Annotated in this window: 21 protein-coding genes; 9 read left to right on the forward strand and 12 right to left on the reverse strand. The window is 55.3% G+C overall.

Annotated features, from left to right (window positions below):
* Window positions 1–56 precede the first annotated feature (56 nt).
* On the reverse strand, window positions 57–323 hold the full coding sequence (locus ABLO27_RS11685) for a hypothetical protein (RefSeq protein ID WP_353033522.1): 267 nt from the start codon (window positions 321–323) through the stop codon (window positions 57–59).
* On the opposite strand from ABLO27_RS11685, the gene ABLO27_RS11690 reads away from it, so the two are divergent.
* On the forward strand, window positions 302–817 hold the full coding sequence (locus ABLO27_RS11690) for a calcium-binding protein (protein WP_353033508.1): 516 nt from the start codon (window positions 302–304) through the stop codon (window positions 815–817). The genes ABLO27_RS11685 and ABLO27_RS11690 overlap by 22 nt on opposite strands.
* Before the next feature lie 208 nt (window positions 818–1,025).
* On the opposite strand, the gene ABLO27_RS11695 is transcribed toward ABLO27_RS11690, so the two are convergent.
* The gene (locus ABLO27_RS11695) at window positions 1,026–1,610 is read right to left on the reverse strand and encodes a TetR/AcrR family transcriptional regulator (protein WP_353033078.1); all 585 of its coding nucleotides are present in this window, start codon (window positions 1,608–1,610) and stop codon (window positions 1,026–1,028) included.
* A 109-nt stretch (window positions 1,611–1,719) separates the two neighbouring features.
* Between ABLO27_RS11695 and ABLO27_RS11700 the strand changes: the two genes are divergently transcribed.
* Entirely contained in the window at window positions 1,720–2,637 is a 918-nt protein-coding gene (locus tag ABLO27_RS11700; RefSeq protein WP_353033080.1) for an alpha/beta hydrolase, read from the forward strand.
* Between the two features lie 140 nt (window positions 2,638–2,777).
* On the opposite strand, the gene ABLO27_RS11705 is transcribed toward ABLO27_RS11700, so the two are convergent.
* The 3 genes from ABLO27_RS11705 to ABLO27_RS11715 form a co-directional block, all read right to left on the reverse strand.
* Entirely contained in the window at window positions 2,778–3,863 is a 1,086-nt protein-coding gene (locus tag ABLO27_RS11705) for an adenylate/guanylate cyclase domain-containing protein (protein ID WP_353033081.1), read from the reverse strand.
* Between the two features lie 27 nt (window positions 3,864–3,890).
* Window positions 3,891–4,172, reverse strand: coding sequence for a hypothetical protein (locus tag ABLO27_RS11710; protein WP_353033083.1), 282 nt, complete (start codon window positions 4,170–4,172; stop codon window positions 3,891–3,893).
* A 101-nt stretch (window positions 4,173–4,273) separates the two neighbouring features.
* Window positions 4,274–4,657, reverse strand: coding sequence for a nuclear transport factor 2 family protein (locus tag ABLO27_RS11715; RefSeq protein ID WP_353033085.1), 384 nt, complete (start codon window positions 4,655–4,657; stop codon window positions 4,274–4,276).
* Between the two features lie 125 nt (window positions 4,658–4,782).
* On the opposite strand from ABLO27_RS11715, the gene ABLO27_RS11720 reads away from it, so the two are divergent.
* Window positions 4,783–5,664 carry an SDR family oxidoreductase gene (locus tag ABLO27_RS11720; protein WP_353033086.1) on the forward strand — a complete coding sequence of 294 codons (882 nt, stop codon included), beginning with the start codon at window positions 4,783–4,785 and terminating at the stop codon, window positions 5,662–5,664.
* Here ABLO27_RS11720 and ABLO27_RS11725 read toward each other — a convergent pair.
* Window positions 5,661–6,578 carry a LysR family transcriptional regulator gene (locus ABLO27_RS11725; protein ID WP_353033088.1) on the reverse strand — a complete coding sequence of 306 codons (918 nt, stop codon included), beginning with the start codon at window positions 6,576–6,578 and terminating at the stop codon, window positions 5,661–5,663. The genes ABLO27_RS11720 and ABLO27_RS11725 overlap by 4 nt on opposite strands.
* Before the next feature lie 95 nt (window positions 6,579–6,673).
* On the opposite strand from ABLO27_RS11725, the gene ABLO27_RS11730 reads away from it, so the two are divergent.
* From ABLO27_RS11730 to ABLO27_RS11740, 3 genes are all read left to right on the forward strand, one after another.
* A complete protein-coding gene (locus ABLO27_RS11730; protein ID WP_353033090.1) occupies window positions 6,674–7,099 on the forward strand; it encodes a PACE efflux transporter in 426 nt (141 codons plus the stop codon).
* Between the two features lie 186 nt (window positions 7,100–7,285).
* Entirely contained in the window at window positions 7,286–7,609 is a 324-nt protein-coding gene (locus ABLO27_RS11735) for an ArsR/SmtB family transcription factor (protein WP_353033092.1), read from the forward strand.
* A gap of 3 nt (window positions 7,610–7,612) precedes the next feature.
* Window positions 7,613–8,068 (forward strand): SRPBCC domain-containing protein, encoded by a 456-nt coding sequence (locus tag ABLO27_RS11740; protein WP_353033094.1) that lies wholly within the window; start codon window positions 7,613–7,615, stop codon window positions 8,066–8,068.
* Between the two features lie 218 nt (window positions 8,069–8,286).
* On the opposite strand, the gene ABLO27_RS11745 is transcribed toward ABLO27_RS11740, so the two are convergent.
* The 3 genes from ABLO27_RS11745 to ABLO27_RS11755 form a co-directional block, all read right to left on the reverse strand.
* Window positions 8,287–9,231, reverse strand: a complete 945-nt coding sequence (locus ABLO27_RS11745; protein ID WP_353033096.1) for an SDR family NAD(P)-dependent oxidoreductase — start codon at window positions 9,229–9,231, stop codon at window positions 8,287–8,289.
* A 16-nt stretch (window positions 9,232–9,247) separates the two neighbouring features.
* Window positions 9,248–9,742 carry a DUF2255 family protein gene (locus ABLO27_RS11750; RefSeq protein WP_353033098.1) on the reverse strand — a complete coding sequence of 165 codons (495 nt, stop codon included), beginning with the start codon at window positions 9,740–9,742 and terminating at the stop codon, window positions 9,248–9,250.
* 69 nt (window positions 9,743–9,811) lie between these two features.
* Window positions 9,812–10,783 carry an alpha/beta hydrolase gene (locus ABLO27_RS11755; RefSeq protein WP_353033100.1) on the reverse strand — a complete coding sequence of 324 codons (972 nt, stop codon included), beginning with the start codon at window positions 10,781–10,783 and terminating at the stop codon, window positions 9,812–9,814.
* 115 nt (window positions 10,784–10,898) lie between these two features.
* Between ABLO27_RS11755 and ABLO27_RS11760 the strand changes: the two genes are divergently transcribed.
* Both ABLO27_RS11760 and ABLO27_RS11765 read left to right on the forward strand, forming a co-directional pair.
* Window positions 10,899–11,489 carry a TetR/AcrR family transcriptional regulator gene (locus ABLO27_RS11760; RefSeq protein WP_353033102.1) on the forward strand — a complete coding sequence of 197 codons (591 nt, stop codon included), beginning with the start codon at window positions 10,899–10,901 and terminating at the stop codon, window positions 11,487–11,489.
* 167 nt (window positions 11,490–11,656) lie between these two features.
* Window positions 11,657–12,283, forward strand: coding sequence for a hypothetical protein (locus ABLO27_RS11765; protein WP_353033103.1), 627 nt, complete (start codon window positions 11,657–11,659; stop codon window positions 12,281–12,283).
* 170 nt (window positions 12,284–12,453) lie between these two features.
* Here ABLO27_RS11765 and ABLO27_RS11770 read toward each other — a convergent pair whose 3' ends face one another.
* The 3 genes from ABLO27_RS11770 to ABLO27_RS11780 form a co-directional block, all read right to left on the reverse strand.
* On the reverse strand, window positions 12,454–12,675 hold the full coding sequence (locus tag ABLO27_RS11770) for a dodecin (RefSeq protein ID WP_353033105.1): 222 nt from the start codon (window positions 12,673–12,675) through the stop codon (window positions 12,454–12,456).
* A 243-nt stretch (window positions 12,676–12,918) separates the two neighbouring features.
* Entirely contained in the window at window positions 12,919–13,557 is a 639-nt protein-coding gene (locus tag ABLO27_RS11775; protein ID WP_353033107.1) for a 2-hydroxychromene-2-carboxylate isomerase, read from the reverse strand.
* 132 nt (window positions 13,558–13,689) lie between these two features.
* A complete protein-coding gene (locus ABLO27_RS11780; RefSeq protein WP_353033108.1) occupies window positions 13,690–14,346 on the reverse strand; it encodes a hypothetical protein in 657 nt (218 codons plus the stop codon).
* Between the two features lie 245 nt (window positions 14,347–14,591).
* Here ABLO27_RS11780 and ABLO27_RS11785 point away from each other — a divergent pair, with 245 nt between their 5' ends.
* Complete coding sequence (locus ABLO27_RS11785) at window positions 14,592–14,942, forward strand: carboxymuconolactone decarboxylase family protein (RefSeq protein ID WP_353033110.1); 351 nt, start codon at window positions 14,592–14,594, stop codon at window positions 14,940–14,942.
* Window positions 14,943–14,982 lie beyond the last annotated feature (40 nt).

Consider the following 14,982-nt stretch of genomic DNA (forward strand, 5'->3'; position numbering starts at 1 on the left):
GCCGACACCCCAGCCAGACCCCATACCAGAACCCGACCCACAACCGGAGCCTGAGCCTACACCAGATCCAGTCCCAACACCTGAGCCGGACCCGACGCCGGAACCGGATCCCACGCCAGAGCCAGACCCACAACCTGAGCCAGAGCCGACACCGGAGCCGGATCCAGTACCAACACCAGAACCAGACCCGACGCCGGAACCGGAGCCGGAGCCGGATCCAGAGCCCACACCGGATCCAGTGCCAACACCCGTGCCGGACCCGACACCTGAGCCGGAGCCCACGCCAGAACCGAAGAAAAGTGTGTCTGTTTCCGGCTTCGCACATGGCACTGCAGGTGACGACAATCTTGTCACCACCGGGTCATGGTCAGCGGTCTTTGCGGGAGCAGGCAACGATACCGTAACAGGGAATGACGGCTTCGATTTCCTCAATGGAGGAGCTGGCAACGATCTGCTCTTTGGCGGTGGTGGCACCGACTATCTGATCGGAGGCCGAGGCAAAGACGTTCTGGATGGCGGCGACGGCCAGGACTTTCTGATCGGCGGTGCCGGAGATGACATGATGACCGGTGGCCAGGGCTCGGATCTATTCCTCTTCTCCGGAGGAAATGACACGATCACCGACTTCACCGCGGGGGAAGACACATTGTTCCTCCATCGAAATCTCTGGGAAGGCGGCAACCCCGCGCAGTCCTGGCAAGACAATGTGACTGTTGAGGACGGAAATACGGTTGTAGATTTTGGTGCTGGCAACACCTTGACCCTCAACGGCATTACCGATCTGTCGACTGTGGATACGTTCAACCTGTTCTGCTGACGCCAACGGATCACTTTCGCAGTGATTTTGAAAGTCGGGCTGGCCGCCGCGTTCTGCGACGGCCAGCCCGGTCAATTCGTCTGAGGCAGATGGCATTTCTCCCTGTCCATGGACTTGATCGGGTCTCGGGGACCAGCCGCAGTCGACAAACCGAAACTAGAAGGCGAATGGCCGGCTTTGGTGAAAGCCGTGTCAGCCTCCGCGTCTCCTACCCATACTCGGAGACAAAGACCCGCACGCTTTTCTCAACAACTGTGTCAATTTCAGACTGGGTCGGTGCCCGGGTCAGATTCAGGATTGTCGGCACCTGGATGACGTTTTTGAACAGCGACAGGAGCAGGTTCGTGGCTGCAACAGGTTCAGAGCTTCGCAGTTTTCCCGCTGTCATCGCGCTAGAAACAAGCCGAGCCAACGGGGCGTCGATGCTACGATAAGCGTCGTAGAACTCACTCGCCGCCGTCGGATTTCGCATGAACTCCGCAAGGATGACACGCGAGCAATTCAGGAACTCCGGCGTCATTGTCTGCCGGATGTATGAACGAAGCGCTTCTTCCAGCTGAACGTCAATGGCGGCATCCGGATCGTAGTCCGCGATCTCCATGGAAGACAGAATCTCAATCACCATGGCGCAGATTGCTTCAAACAGAGCGTCTTTGCTCTCGAAGTGCTTATAGAGGGTCCTTTTGGAAACTCCGGCCACCTGAGCGATCCGCTCCATTCGGGCGCCTTTCAACCCTTCTTCCTGAAACACTGTCAGGGACGCGCTCAGGATGTCTTCTTTTTTTGTCAGCATTTGCAGGACCCTAAAAGGATTCTTCTTCAGTGTAAACGATATCGTTTACTTTTATCTCAAACTGCCTTATGTAAACGAAACCGTTTACCCCTCTCTAAGGCAAAACTCCATGACTGAAAAACCGATCCCGACCGAAGAGCAGATGGCCATCATCCGAAGCATGGGGGCTGCGAACAATCGGCCTCAGCGTTCACCAGTGCTGAAAACACCGGCCGACTACGGGATGGATTATGAAGACGTGTTCTTTCCGTCACTGGACGGTGTTCCGCTTGAGGCATGGTTCATTCCCGCCGATTCCGAAAAACTGATTATCTGCAACCATCCGCTGACGATGAACCGGTATGGCTTTCCCGGTCACCTCGACCCATGGAAGCAATTTGCCCCTATCGAAGTTGAATTCAACAATGTTTACAAAGCGCTGCATGATGCGGGCTACAACGTGCTCACCTATGACATGCGCAATCACGGCATGAGCGGGGAGGCCAATGGCGGCGTCACCGGATACGGCCTGCTGGAATGGCGTGACGTTGCAGGGGCGCAGCTTTACGTGCAGGGCCACGAAGAGCTGAAAGACATGACTGTCGGCCTATTCAATCCCTGTGCCGGCGGCAATGCTGCCATGGTCGCCATGACCAAACGTCCGGATCTGTTCACGGACATCAAGGCATTCGTTTGCCCGCAACCCTGCTCTTCTCACATCGCGCTGGACGAAATCGCAAAGCTGCAGGGTGTTGGCGACTTTCTGGAAGAACTGGACATGGAAGGCCGCAAGGCCGGCGGTTTCCCGATTGCGCAACAGACGCCGCATCACTTTGCGGCCGACGTCAAGGTGCCGATGTTTATCATTCAGGTGCGTGACGACCTTTGGAGCCGCCCGGAAGACGTTCAGACAACATTCAACCTGCTCACCATCGAGGACAAGAAACTGTTCTGGATCGATGGAACAACCACGCGTTTTGACGGGTACAACTATTTCGGTGAGAACCCGGAACAGATGGTCGCGTTCTTCGACGCTCATATGAACTGACCCGGACAAGCGGTCCAGCAAGCAAGGCTGCCTCTTGAGAAACGGGGCGTCCATGTTTCATTTTCATCCATTCGCACACGCCATACAGCGTCCCGCTTGAGGAGCAGTCTGTCCGTCGCTTGGATATCGCAGATAAAACTTCAGATCGTCCAGACATTTACGGCGTTCTGCCGTCCGCGCAGCTTGATCGGATCTCTCAGGGAAAATCCCATCTGAGGCGCTTCAGGACTGTCAGACTGACCTGCCTGTTTCATCAACTCTTCACTCACGACACAGCGGCACCCAAGTTCCCGGGTGGAGGCCTCTAGTCTGCTGGCCACATTCACGGTGTCGCCGACAACAGCAAACTCCAGTCGCCGTGAAGGTCCGATATCGCCCAGAATGACGGGACCGAAGTGTACGCCGATCGAAACCTGAATGGGTGAAATGCCCTTTTCTTCAAGCTCCCTGTTGAAGGCCTCGGTCTCCTTGATCAATTGCGTCGCTGCCTTGAGTGCGTTGGCAGCATCGCCAGGCCTGGTTTCAGGTGTGCCGAATGTCGCCATGACGCCGTCACCCAGATACTTGTCCAGGGTACCGCCGTTTTGAAAGATCGAGCGTTCGACGAAGGCGTGATATTCGCGCAGCAGATCCATCACTTCGTCTGGTGAATGCTGCTCCGCGAACTCGGTGAAACCGACGATGTCCGCGAAGAGAACCGCGACATTCTGTGTTCTCACCGCACCGATATCCCGATCCGTGGACGCCAGGACATCGACAAGGCTGGACGGGAAGTAGCGAGACAGGTTGGCCCGCTCGGCGGCAAGGTCCGCCTGGCGCATCAGCAGCTGGTTGGAGCGCCAGCCCTTGAGCGTAAGAATTGCCGCCACGATCAAAATGACGACCACTTCCTGAACGCGAATGGTCGGGCGCACACTGTTCGGGTCGAGTTCCTCCTCAACCAGTGAGTGACCCTGAAACGCGATTTCCGAGGCATCGGTCAATTGCGGAATTGTGTGACCAAGCCACCCGACCCCCAGAAAGCCGATCAACCACAGAAGTGCCACCCAGATACCGATGCCCCATATGGTCCGCCACGAGTAGGCCAGCGTGCTTAATGCCAGGAAGATGAAGAAATAGATGAAGCCGTCGAACCTATAGACAAAAGCCGTTGGGATATCCTCGCCAAGAAACGGGTTCGGTATGACGATCACCGCAGTCAGCAGGCAAAGATCAAGGAAGATCAACCCCAGTTCACTCTTTGAGTAGCCGACCTACGCCATGCGCAGCTGAAGCCAGCCCAGCCCAATGAACAGCAAGAGAAAGGCTTCGTAGTAGAGAACGTTCAGGTTCGGGTTCAGAAAGGGCAACAGAACCCCGACCGTGCCGAGCGCCATGGTGCGCGCGATAATCGCGATCCGGTGACCTGCCATTTTCTCGTTTTCGATCGCTTTCGCCAGGAACGGATTTGAGTTTGCCTGCCGCTCTTCATCCTCTCGCAGACGCCGCATCAATTTCGGGAAATTGAGCACCGAGAGGATCGTTTTTCGCAGCATGTTTCGAATTCCCTGGTTACAATTGAAAGCGCCTCGGCGCGAACCGCACACCTGTTTGCCGTATGCCGATGAGGCTGTCGTCCGAGCTCCGGCCCGGTTGCCTAAGTTTTCAGTTTTTCGAAGTCTTCTCGCAAGGGCGCCGTATCATAAATGATCGTCAGTTTCTGAAACTGCTTTCGGTCCTCAGTCAGCACAAAGACATCGACACATTCGAAACTGACCAGCTTTCCGCTAGCCAAGGTCCAGTTGTACTTGAAATGCAGCGCCACGGAGCTGCCGTCCTCAGAGGTGGAAAAGACATTCAAAAGTGTGGTGTCGGACCTGCTGGTATCTGCAAAAAGGTTCGCATAGAAATCGTGAGCGTTCTGCTCTCCATAGAGCGGAGAGACGACGGTCCCGTTGGCAGGAAACATGGCCTGAACAGCCTCAAGGTCAGATCTGTTCAGCGCATCAAGATAAGCATTGCAAAGGTCTGAAGCGTTCATAAGGTTCACCTGCTTGGTCCGTTTCGTTGCTTCTCCCGAATGTTATATCTCTTTTCAAGATAGGTCATAACTAAACATATCGCAGAACCACTTGTAGAAGCGTCGCTGAAACAGGAGATTGCACCATGACCAAGAAGATAACCATCATCGGCGCCACTGGCCATCTAGGGCATCGGGTCACCGCCAAACTTGTCGAAAAAGGCGCTGAGGTAACTGCGATTGTACGAGACCCGGTGTCAGCAAAATCCAAGCTGCCTTCCCAGGTGCACCTTGTGCAGGGAGATGTGTCGGATCCGAGCAGCCTGACATCAGCATTGCAGGGAACAAAGACGCTTTACATTACGCTGAACACGGAGTCGCTGGACACGTCACTGCCCTTTCATACAGAACGCGAAGGCGTGATCAATGTCGTCGCGGCAGCAAAAGAGGCAGGTGTTCAGCACATCATGCAAATTGCTGGTGTCGACTACATACATCCCGAGTTCTCGGCTGAGGGCATGGCCTATGGCACCAACGCAATCCGAAAGCGCGGCATCGATGCCATCAAGGCGTCCGGCATTTCCTCTACACTATTCTATTGCTCGTTCTTTCTGGATTCCCTTCCCAAATTCTTGATGGACAACCAGCTGGCCGTAATTGGCAATCACGTTCATCCAATCTGGTTCACCAATTCCAGTGACCTGGCTGATCTGGTCTTTAATGCCATTGGCAATAAAGCTGCCAAAAACAAGGAGTTTGCCGTGCAAGGCCGGCAAGCCATGACTTACACCGAAGCGGCGACCGAGTTCCTGTCGACCTATGCACCAGAGGCAGAAGTCGTCGAATTGCCGATGGAGGCGGTGGGGCAGATGGACCTGCCTGACGAGCAGGCAACCTTTATCGAGCATGTTCTTACATTCGTGCAGCAATTGCGGGAAGAGCATGTGAGCGAAGAGACGTGGGAAGTGCTTGGAGCGCCAAAGCACACGATTTCGTCTTTTGCCGAGGAGCTTCGCAGCGAAACCTAGGCTTTGGCGGAGTTTTGAATGATGGCGTTTTCCGCCAGGCTTTCCAGGAGCTTGGCGGTCGCTTGACCCATTGGCCTTTGGAACGACCAAATCAAATCAACGGCGCGCTCGGCATAGGGTTTGGTTTCAAACTGCAGTGGCAGTATTTTCAGCGCGCCGGTTTGAACAAAGACATCCACCGCATGTAGTGGCAGCGCCGACCATCCCAGATCCGCCTGTACAAGATCGACCGCCTCCGCCGCGGTGCTGACCTGCCAGATAGATGACGATGCCTTGAGGATCGCACTGTTGGGATTGTCGGCTTCTCTCAACAAAATCTGACGATGCAGGCGCAACTCTTCCCAAGAGACCGAAGGTCTTTTCGCCAGCGGACTTTCCGGATGACTGACGCAGACCAGTTTGAGTGTTCCCAATGAGCAAAAATCGAGCGCCTGGGGAATACCTTCAGGCTCCAGAATAATCCCGAGATTCACCTTGCCCTGGACGATCAGGCGTTGGATTTCCCCGGCGGCAAAAGACTGGATTTCAACATCGACGGATGGAAACTCCGCGCTCAAGCCGCGAATGATCTCACCCAGGTTAGCCAACTTGATATGTGGCGCCATGGCAAGCGTAATACGGCTTTCAAGCGGTGTGGACAGCGCATCGGCGGTGGCCAGAAAACGGCTGTGCCGTTCCAGCAGAATTTCGGCCTGAGAGATCATCACTTCCCCCGCAGCGGTCAATGTCGGATACCGCCGGCTGCGGTCAAAGAGTTCAACACCCAAGTCGATCTCGAGATTTGCGACCAAAGTGCTGACGACTGATTGCGCCTTGTTGCATTTTCTGGCCGCTGCCGAAAATGACCCTTCCGTGTGGGTGGTGACAAACGCCTCCAATTGCTCAAACGATGCGCGCATTGCGACCAGATCCATCAATCATTCTATCTATTTTAGCTATGGTATCTGCCTTTATTGATCGCATCAATGGGATAAAACGCCAGCACAAAGTCGGATGAAGGAAATCCAATATGAAATTTGCTGGCCGAATGGCTCATGCAGTGTTGTATGAGATCTTTGCACTTCTGAGCATCGCTTTGCTGCTGCCGATAGTCTCGGAGGCCGATATGCAGAAGTCGCTAATCCTGGGACTGTTTTTTTCGCTGGCGGCGATGTTGTGGAATGTCGTCTTCAATTTTGCGTTTGATTGGTGGTTGGCGAACATCAGAAGAGACACGCACAAATCGGCTGCGGTGCGGGTGGTCCATGCATTGCTGTTCGAAGGCGCCCTTGTCGCCATGACCGTGCCTGTTCTCGCCTGGGTCATGAGGCTGACATTGTGGGAGACGTTGCAGCTGGAAGCGGTGCTGATTGTGTTTATTGTCTTCTATACTTTCTTCTTCAATATCGTGTTCGATTGGTCACGTGAGAAGCTGTTCAGCCAGTTGAGGCCTTGAGCTGGATGTTGCGAAACGCCAACTGTTGTCAGTGGTTTCAGCGAATGACAGCGTCCTGCCTTTCCTCAGGCTTGAAGAATGAGGCACTGGGCACTCGTGTTCGTCCAATTTTTGGCCAGTTGAGAAACTTCGCCATATGGAAAAGTTTTTGTTGCACAGCGCTGCACACCTGAATAACTTATCCAAATGGATAAGTATTTACATACCAGCTTCCACGCTCTCGGTGATCCTACCCGCCTCGCTGTCGTCGAACGCCTTCTCGAAGGTCCAGCTTCGGTTAGCGAACTCGCTGAACCGCACCCGATGGCTCTTCCAGCCTTCACCAAGCATCTCGGCGTTCTCGAGCGGGCTGGATTGATCCGCACTGAGAAGAAAGGGCGTGTTCGCACCTGCTTTATCCACATGCCGACGATCCACGCGATCGACCAGTGGGTAACAGACCGCCGCGCTATGTGGGAGAGCCGTCTTGACCGTCTGGCAGAACACATCGACAAGTCCCGAAAGGACTGACCAATGGATATTCACCACGAAACTCTCATCATTGAACGCAATTTCACCGCCCCACCAGAGCGGTTGTTTCAAGCCTTTGCCGATCCGAAGGAACGGCAGGTCTGGTCTGCCCCCTCGCCGGAAATCGTGATTGTCATCGAGGAGACCGACGTTCGCACCGGCGGTCGCGAGATTGCGCGATGCGGTAGGGCTGGAAGCTTAAACTGGACCATGAAAGTTTTTTATCACCGGGTCACCGAAGGTCGACAGATTACCTTTTCCGAAGAGCTTTGGGACGGTGAAAACATTCTGACGGTCTCACTGATCACTTTCGATTTCGAGAAGCACGGTATCACCGGCACGCGCCTCAAGCTGACCGATCAGATCACATCCTTTGTCGGAGAAAGCGGTATCGCAGGGCATCGCGATGGCTACACGAAGGCCTTGACCAACCTCGCCGCGTCACTCATTCCGGCCTGAGCAATAGCGGCAGCGAAATCGGAAAGAAATCACGAGCGTTCTGCTCTCCATAGAGGGGAGACACGGCAGTCCCGTTGGCAGGAAATATGGCTCCTTCAGATAATCGCTGGCAACGCTGTCCTCAATTCTCTTGCGACCCAAAGCCCTGCGCATCTTGCCGCCGATGCCCGGCGAAAAACAAGGTGCGCAGCTACTGGTCATGGCGTGAGAGAATTGTGTCAGATCGCCCAGCTCACGCCGGTTTCCTTTTCCGACAGTTGCCAAAGTTCCTTGGCTTGCCGCGGATCAAGAACGTTCTGTTCCAGCGTGCACTCGCCGACCGGGCCCGCCATCTCTCCACGTTTCGTCGGGCCGTAATAGGCGGCATCTTTCAAACTGTCTTCTGTTGCGCACAAAACTTCCGGCCACGAACCGCGCTCTGCGGATTGCGCGAACGGTGTGGCAATCAACAAAAGGAACTTGATGAACCCCGAGGACTCCTCTTTTGCCAGCGTCGTCTTGGCCATTCCGGGATGGCAGACATGCACGGAAATCGGAAGGCCTGCCTCCTTCACCCGACGCTCAAGCTCATAGGCAAACATCATCTGCGCAAACTTGCTGTGGCAATAGGTGACGTGAGGATTGTAGTTCTGGTCGAAGTTCATGTCGTCCAACTGAAGGCGCTTCAGGCCCATCTTGTGTCCGTTGCTGCCGACAACTACAATGCGCCCCCTGCTTTCCACGATCCTCTCGAAGATCAGGTTGGTCAGAAGATAATGCCCATAGTGGTTGGTGCCGAGCTGGCTCTCAAAGCCGTCCCTGGTGAGTTGCTGCTTTGCGACCTGCGCAATCGCTGCATTGCTGATGAACGCATCGATATGCGGAACTGTTGCGTTCACCTGCACAGCCGCCGCCCGGACAGAGGCCAGATCGGACAGATCCATCTGGATGTAGCGCACATCGATCCCCGGACCGAGTTGCGCCTTCAGATTGGCTATGGCGGCTTCGGATTTCTGTGCGTTGCGGTTGAGCATCACCACGCTGGCACCGTTTGCGAGGAAGATCCTGCTGGCCTCAAAGCCGGCACCGGCGTTGGCGCCCGTAATGACATATGTCTTGCCCGTCAGGTCGCCGACACGCTTGGGCGTCCAGCCTGCAGGACCAAACGGATTTTCAGTTCTCATGGTCATTGTCCTAAATTCAGAATTGGGTTGCGGAGCCTGAAGCCAGTGTCAGCTCCATCGTGCTCTCTCGCGCACGGGGATCGATTGCGCCTTCAAGCAAGAAACGAGCACCCAGTTGTTTGAGTTTGGCAGCGTATGCCCGGTCGATGTCCGGGTTGATATTGTCGAGATCCGCAGGAACTGTCGCCTTGATGTAAACAAGGGTTTTATCCAGTTGGACCTGGCCTCTGGGATCAGCGCGAAATGCGCTGTGCCAGGACGGTTCGCCGTAGCTGTATCGGCGGCAGAATACCCGGTCTCCCACGGTTACGAACAAGAGCGGGATGAAGCGGTGGGTATACCCCGCGCGGATTTTGTGCTGAAGAGTTCTGTTCACCAATTCAGCCAACTCGCCCTGTGCCGTGGGTCGCGTTTCGGTGCTCCGAAACGCGAGGCGAAGCGGCTGAATTGCCTGTCCGACAAGCAACCTTGGAAGATCCACGGCCAGATTGAGAAGACTTGAAAATGCCATGGCTTGATCCTCATTGCTGTTGCCAGCGGGCCGCCTGATTGCAATCCGGCAGCCCGTTCTCAGGGGGTTTTATGCAGCCAGAGCTTCCGAACCACCGTGCTTTTTGAAGAACCCATCCATGGCCTCAACGGCCTGGGTGACGAACTCAGGTTTATCGTAAAGGTCGACGTGGGAAGCGCCTTCGATCTCGACGAACTCCTTGGGTTCGGAGGCCCGATCGACAAAAGTCTCGGTCAGAGGGCCGGTGCAGAGCATGCCGCTTGCAGGGTCCATTGCCTTGGAGCCGACAATTCCCATGAACGGCGTGTAGATGTAGGACGCATAGCTTGTTGCATCCGCCAGCATCGGCGCTTCCAGCATGAAAGACGGCGACAGATGACTGTAGTTCGGGTAGGTCTGCGCGCCCGCCCGTTCGGTCATGTAGTAGTCATAACCTTCGCTCGGAGTTGCTCCAGCTTTGATCGCCTCTTCTTCAGCACCCATGCCCAGCGCGTCAACATAGTCGACGACGCCCGTCTCATAGGCCTTCTGGCGACCTGCATTCTGCATCGCAATCAACCCGGTGACGGTCTCGCGATCCATAGCCTCAAAGTAGCTGGCCTTGTTGCCCAGCATGCCGGACACTGAGGCGACGGCTTTCAGGCGCTTGTCGGTCGTCGCGACCAGCGCCATGTAGCCGCCCGAGGCACAGACACCAAGACCGAACAGGTTGCCTCGATCCACGAACGGCAGGGTTCCCATAAAGCTGATCGCATCGCGAATGCTCTCGATCTTGACGAACGCGTTTTCGTTGTTGCGGATTTCGCCTTCGCTGTTGCCATAACCGATATGATCGAAGGAAATTGCGACGTAACCCAGCTCAGCCAAACGCTTGCCGTAAACAGCGCCGGTTTGTTCTTTCACCTGATTGAAGGCGGAGGAAATGACGACGGCCGGATAGCTCCCTCCCTCACCAAACCCTTCCGGGGTATAGAGATGAGCGGCAAGGGTGAGACCTTGCGACTTGAAGGTGATGTCGTTCCTACCTGATGCGATGGACATGTCTGTCTCCTGGGTGAACGTTGCAAAAGTAAAATTTCATGTTTACATTTAGGTGGGGACACCAAGAATGTAAACAGAGAATTTTACTTTTTATTGGAAGAGGTGGCGAGAATTCGTGAAACTTACTGAAAAGAAACGAGAAAATATTATCGAAGCCGCCATTGCGGAGTTTCGTGAGCAGGGCTTTCTTGGCGCGAACACAACGCGAATTGCGAAGCGGGCGGGCGTTTCCAGCCGAACGCTCTACAATCACTTTGAAAGCAAGGAAGACCTTTTCCACGCCATTACGGACATCATGATTGCACGCAATTCCGCGATGGCTCCGGTGGACTATGACCCGGACCGCGCTCTGGATGATCAGTTGATTGAAGCGTTGGAGCGGTATGTCGCCGTGATCACCGACGAAGAAGCGATCGGATTGAACCGCATGGTCATTTCGGAGTTTCTACGCGACCTGGACCGCTCACGCGCGTTCTTCGCAGAAGCGGCTGCTCACGACTATCCGGTGACGAAGCTCATTGCCGATGCAATGGAGGCCGGTGCCTTGCGAAAGGCCGATGCCGGTTATGCGGCAGGTCAGCTTCTTGCCCTGGTGAAGAACTTTTTCTTTTGGCCGGACTTCCTTCTCGGCGAAAAGCAAAATACGGACGGCATCATGAAGGATTGCGTAGCGATGTTCTTGTCGTATTACAAAACCACCGAATGAAGCAGCTTTCCAAACGCCCGACAGCAGAGCTTGGGACGAACGCGGCTTCGTCAAACTGAGAAAGACCAGCGGCCTCCCCCCCAATTCTCGCCGAATTCAGTTCCATGTGAAAGCGTTCGGGTGCAGTGTCGTTTCGCACGACCTGCCCGAACCAAGGACTGTCGACAATGTCTCAAGCCCGCCTGCAAAATCGTGTCTTACCTACAGGAGATATAATTGCAGCCCCCTTTCGCGGAGCCTTCACCGGCAATCGTGGAATCCTGGGCTTTGATGAGCATGGTCGCCTCGGCACCAGCCGCTGGAAACACCAGCATTGGATTGTCTGCACTCTGGTTCATCCGCGTGGCCGGTATCACGGCCCTCAACCGGAAAGGGGGTGGACACCCCTGTTTTTCTTGGACGAGGCAGTCGCCCTCGCAGCCGGGCATCGGCCATGCGCCTATTGCCGGCCGGAAGCCTATCGAGCCTGGGTCAATGCCTGGACCAGGGCATTCGGCGAGAAGTCCGGACACAAGGAGATGGATGCGACCTTGCACGCTGCCCGTGTCACGCGCAATCGCACGCAGATCCGCCATCAAGCTTTGCTGCGCGATCTGCCGGACCATGCATTCGTACTTGTTCAGGATCAGGCCCACCTGGTGCTGGACCGATTTCTCTATCCGTTCAGATCCGGCACATATGGAAACGGGATCTCGCGAAACCCTCTGGACAATGATCCGGTCACGGTCTTGACCCCTCGCCCCACCCTGGACGTTCTGACGGCGGGATACGAACTTCAAACTCGTCTTGAGTGAAGCACCTGATCCGCGGCACAATTCTCTAACCTGAGGCCACTCATCGAAACCGAAGGACAGGCGGACGGACAGGCAGACGCCTGCATTGACCGGACGGTGAGCAAGCTGCGACCATGAATATGACTGCAGCCCGCTCACCGTCAGATCTCAATGTTTCAAAAAAAAACGCCTTAGCCCGATTTGTCCTGATCGAGCCGGAAACCGAGTTTGACACCGACCTGGAAATGGCCGATCGAGCCGTCCTTGTTCACGTGACCGCGGATTTCCGTGACTTCGAACCAGTCGAGATTGCGGATGCTATTGTTGGCCGCGCCAATGGCATTTCGGATTGCCTGGTCAATCGAGTCGGGCGAAGAGCCGTAGATTTCGGTAACCGGATAAATGTGATCCATTTTTCTCTCCTTTGCGCGTCCAAGCTTCATACCCGTCTTCTGGTCAGGCCAACGAGACAAACGCGCCATTGCCCCGTTACGGAACACGACGATTGCGCTTTCTGCTTGTGGCAGCAGCACTTATTGATGGTGACACATGGGAGAGAGGTTGTCAGTTTTGGCGTTAATTGAATTGGCGGGTTTGACGGAGGCGGCAGCCGGAAAGGTCACGTCCGACAGGGATTGCGGATACAAACCCTTTCCTCAGCTCACCGAAGGATTGGACCAGGAAGGTGCCCCAAATGGTTTGACGAGAGCCCGTTTGAGAAGTTCAAGACGGTCTTGTCCGTAGAAGGGGTCCCCATCAACGATGTAAGTGGGTGAACCGAACACTGCTCGCTCACGTGCCCAGTCGGTGTTTTCTTGCAATTTGTCCTGAACATAACTTGACGCTGCCTTTTCCAGCAACGCGGCAGCATCGTGTCCGAGCCCTGTGGCAATTTCCACGAGCGCCGACCTGTTTGAAAGATCCGCATCGCTGCACCAATGAGCCTCCAGCAGAGCGTGTGCCATGGCATCAGTGAGCGCACCAGTTTCACCAAGCGCGATGATCATGCCCGAGGCAAGACTGTAGTCGGCATCATGATGTGTTGGACGTTTGCACATGATTGGAACCGAGCGGAATTCGGACCATCTTTCGATCTCGCGCCCGAAGAAATAGTCGACATGTTTCTGGGTGCGCCGTCGAAACGGCAGCCCCCCCTGTGCCTCGATGACCGGTGACAGGAGGATCGGTCTGTGTATCAGCGTTGCGTTGTGATCCGCACAGATTTGCATGAGTTCCCTTGAACCCAAATAAGCGAAAGCGGAATGAGCGGAATAGACATATTCAATGGTCGGCATGCAGATTCTTCAAAAGCGTTGATGGTCATCAGACAAAAAAACGAAACAGATACTCTGATTGCTGTCGCAAGTTTTGCAAGCTCACATCAAAGCAAGCTCAACACAAACGGATTTGTCGTTTTGGCAAGAGCGTCACTCTATCGTAATTGCCAGTTTCCCCTTTCCACGTGTTCCCGGTTCACCATTATAAAAGACTTCGATGCGGTGGTCGCCGGTTTCATAGAGCTGGCCGCGGTAATCGTTGCCGGTCTGGGCGCTCTCATAAAGAATGCCACCGTCAGGAACATAGATCATGTAATAGAGAGAGGGGCTCTCCGTCTCCAGCCTGACATTCAGGAACTGGCCTTCTCTGGCGTTGAGCAGATAATTCATTGCCTCGCCGGACTTCAGGCTGAACTCTGCGATGGCTCCCGAAGTGCCAGGGGCAAAGTTGAGGCGCTCCGTTATTTCAATCGGCGGCCCGGCGACAGGCCTTCCGGCCGAGGTATCGGTCTCCTGCGGTCCGTCACCATTCTCAGCGGCGGCGTCAACGGGGCTGAGTTCACCGACCGTGCCATCGGAATAGCCGATGCACCGCCAGATCTTGCCTCCCCGGTCCTTCAGCATGACCAGCGTACCGGCTTCGGAAAACTCAGAACTCAAGACAGTTCCGGCCTTGGCGTCTGGTCCGCCCTCGGCCCTCAGCCGGTCGATACAGGCATCGACGGCTTCCTGAACGGCGGCATTGCCGGGTGTGGCCATCATCAGGCTGACGCCGACGAGCGCCGCAACGCTTGCCCTGGTTTTCACGGCGCACTTCCTCCCCTTTTCCTGCCAGCAAAGACAGAGGCTGAAACCGGTAACGGACGTATCTTGCAATCGGCACGTCTGGATTGAAAGACTTTTGACATCTGCGCTGGGGATCGTGACCCCGGTGAATGCTTGAACGAATGTCTAACACACACATTCCCGTTGCTTGACGCACATCAACGCCGCTGCTCCACCCGCCTCCTAACGTCTTGGTGCTACAGGTCAAAAACGTAAGGAGTGACGAGATGGCAGTCGCCGATTGGGAAGCATTCATAACCCAGACTGATGGCCGGATGGCGGAAGTGCGCAAGGGTGCACCGGACGCTGCAAAGGGATTTGGCATGCTGGCCGCCGGTGCCATGAAGGCAGGCGCCATTGATGCCAAGACAAAGGAGCTGATTGCACTGGCCATCGGCATCACCGCGCGCTGCGACGGTTGCCTCGCCTATCACGCCCGCGCTGCTGCCAAGCTGGGAGCTACCCGTCAGGAAATTCTCGAAGTGGTTGGCGTTGCCATGTATATGGGCGGAGGTCCTTCCATGATCTACGGCGCCGAAGCGCTGGCGGCCTTCGACGGCTTGTCGAACGAAGCCTGACAGATTTTCGTGATGAAGTTCCGCCGTTCGGGTAGGCTTC

This window comes from Roseibium sp. SCP15, assembly GCF_040329435.1.
Taxonomy (GTDB): Bacteria; Pseudomonadota; Alphaproteobacteria; order Rhizobiales; family Stappiaceae; genus Roseibium.

What these genes read in the sequence shown, in the direction of transcription:
- ABLO27_RS11695 (WP_353033078.1), bottom strand. Translation starts at nt 1,610, where the DNA reads ATGCTGACAAAAAAAGAAGACATCCTGAGCGCGTCCCTGACAGTGTTT.
- ABLO27_RS11700 (WP_353033080.1), top strand. Translation starts at nt 1,720, where the DNA reads ATGACTGAAAAACCGATCCCGACCGAAGAGCAGATGGCCATCATCCGA.
- ABLO27_RS11710 (WP_353033083.1), bottom strand. Translation starts at nt 4,172, where the DNA reads ATGCTGCGAAAAACGATCCTCTCGGTGCTCAATTTCCCGAAATTGATG.
- ABLO27_RS11715 (WP_353033085.1), bottom strand. Translation starts at nt 4,657, where the DNA reads ATGAACGCTTCAGACCTTTGCAATGCTTATCTTGATGCGCTGAACAGA.
- ABLO27_RS11720 (WP_353033086.1), top strand. Translation starts at nt 4,783, where the DNA reads ATGACCAAGAAGATAACCATCATCGGCGCCACTGGCCATCTAGGGCAT.
- ABLO27_RS11725 (WP_353033088.1), bottom strand. Translation starts at nt 6,578, where the DNA reads ATGGATCTGGTCGCAATGCGCGCATCGTTTGAGCAATTGGAGGCGTTT.
- ABLO27_RS11730 (WP_353033090.1), top strand. Translation starts at nt 6,674, where the DNA reads ATGAAATTTGCTGGCCGAATGGCTCATGCAGTGTTGTATGAGATCTTT.
- ABLO27_RS11735 (WP_353033092.1), top strand. Translation starts at nt 7,286, where the DNA reads ATGGATAAGTATTTACATACCAGCTTCCACGCTCTCGGTGATCCTACC.
- ABLO27_RS11740 (WP_353033094.1), top strand. Translation starts at nt 7,613, where the DNA reads ATGGATATTCACCACGAAACTCTCATCATTGAACGCAATTTCACCGCC.
- ABLO27_RS11745 (WP_353033096.1), bottom strand. Translation starts at nt 9,231, where the DNA reads ATGAGAACTGAAAATCCGTTTGGTCCTGCAGGCTGGACGCCCAAGCGT.
- ABLO27_RS11750 (WP_353033098.1), bottom strand. Translation starts at nt 9,742, where the DNA reads ATGGCATTTTCAAGTCTTCTCAATCTGGCCGTGGATCTTCCAAGGTTG.
- ABLO27_RS11755 (WP_353033100.1), bottom strand. Translation starts at nt 10,783, where the DNA reads ATGTCCATCGCATCAGGTAGGAACGACATCACCTTCAAGTCGCAAGGT.
- ABLO27_RS11765 (WP_353033103.1), top strand. Translation starts at nt 11,657, where the DNA reads ATGTCTCAAGCCCGCCTGCAAAATCGTGTCTTACCTACAGGAGATATA.
- ABLO27_RS11770 (WP_353033105.1), bottom strand. Translation starts at nt 12,675, where the DNA reads ATGGATCACATTTATCCGGTTACCGAAATCTACGGCTCTTCGCCCGAC.
- ABLO27_RS11775 (WP_353033107.1), bottom strand. Translation starts at nt 13,557, where the DNA reads ATGCCGACCATTGAATATGTCTATTCCGCTCATTCCGCTTTCGCTTAT.
- ABLO27_RS11785 (WP_353033110.1), top strand. Translation starts at nt 14,592, where the DNA reads ATGGCAGTCGCCGATTGGGAAGCATTCATAACCCAGACTGATGGCCGG.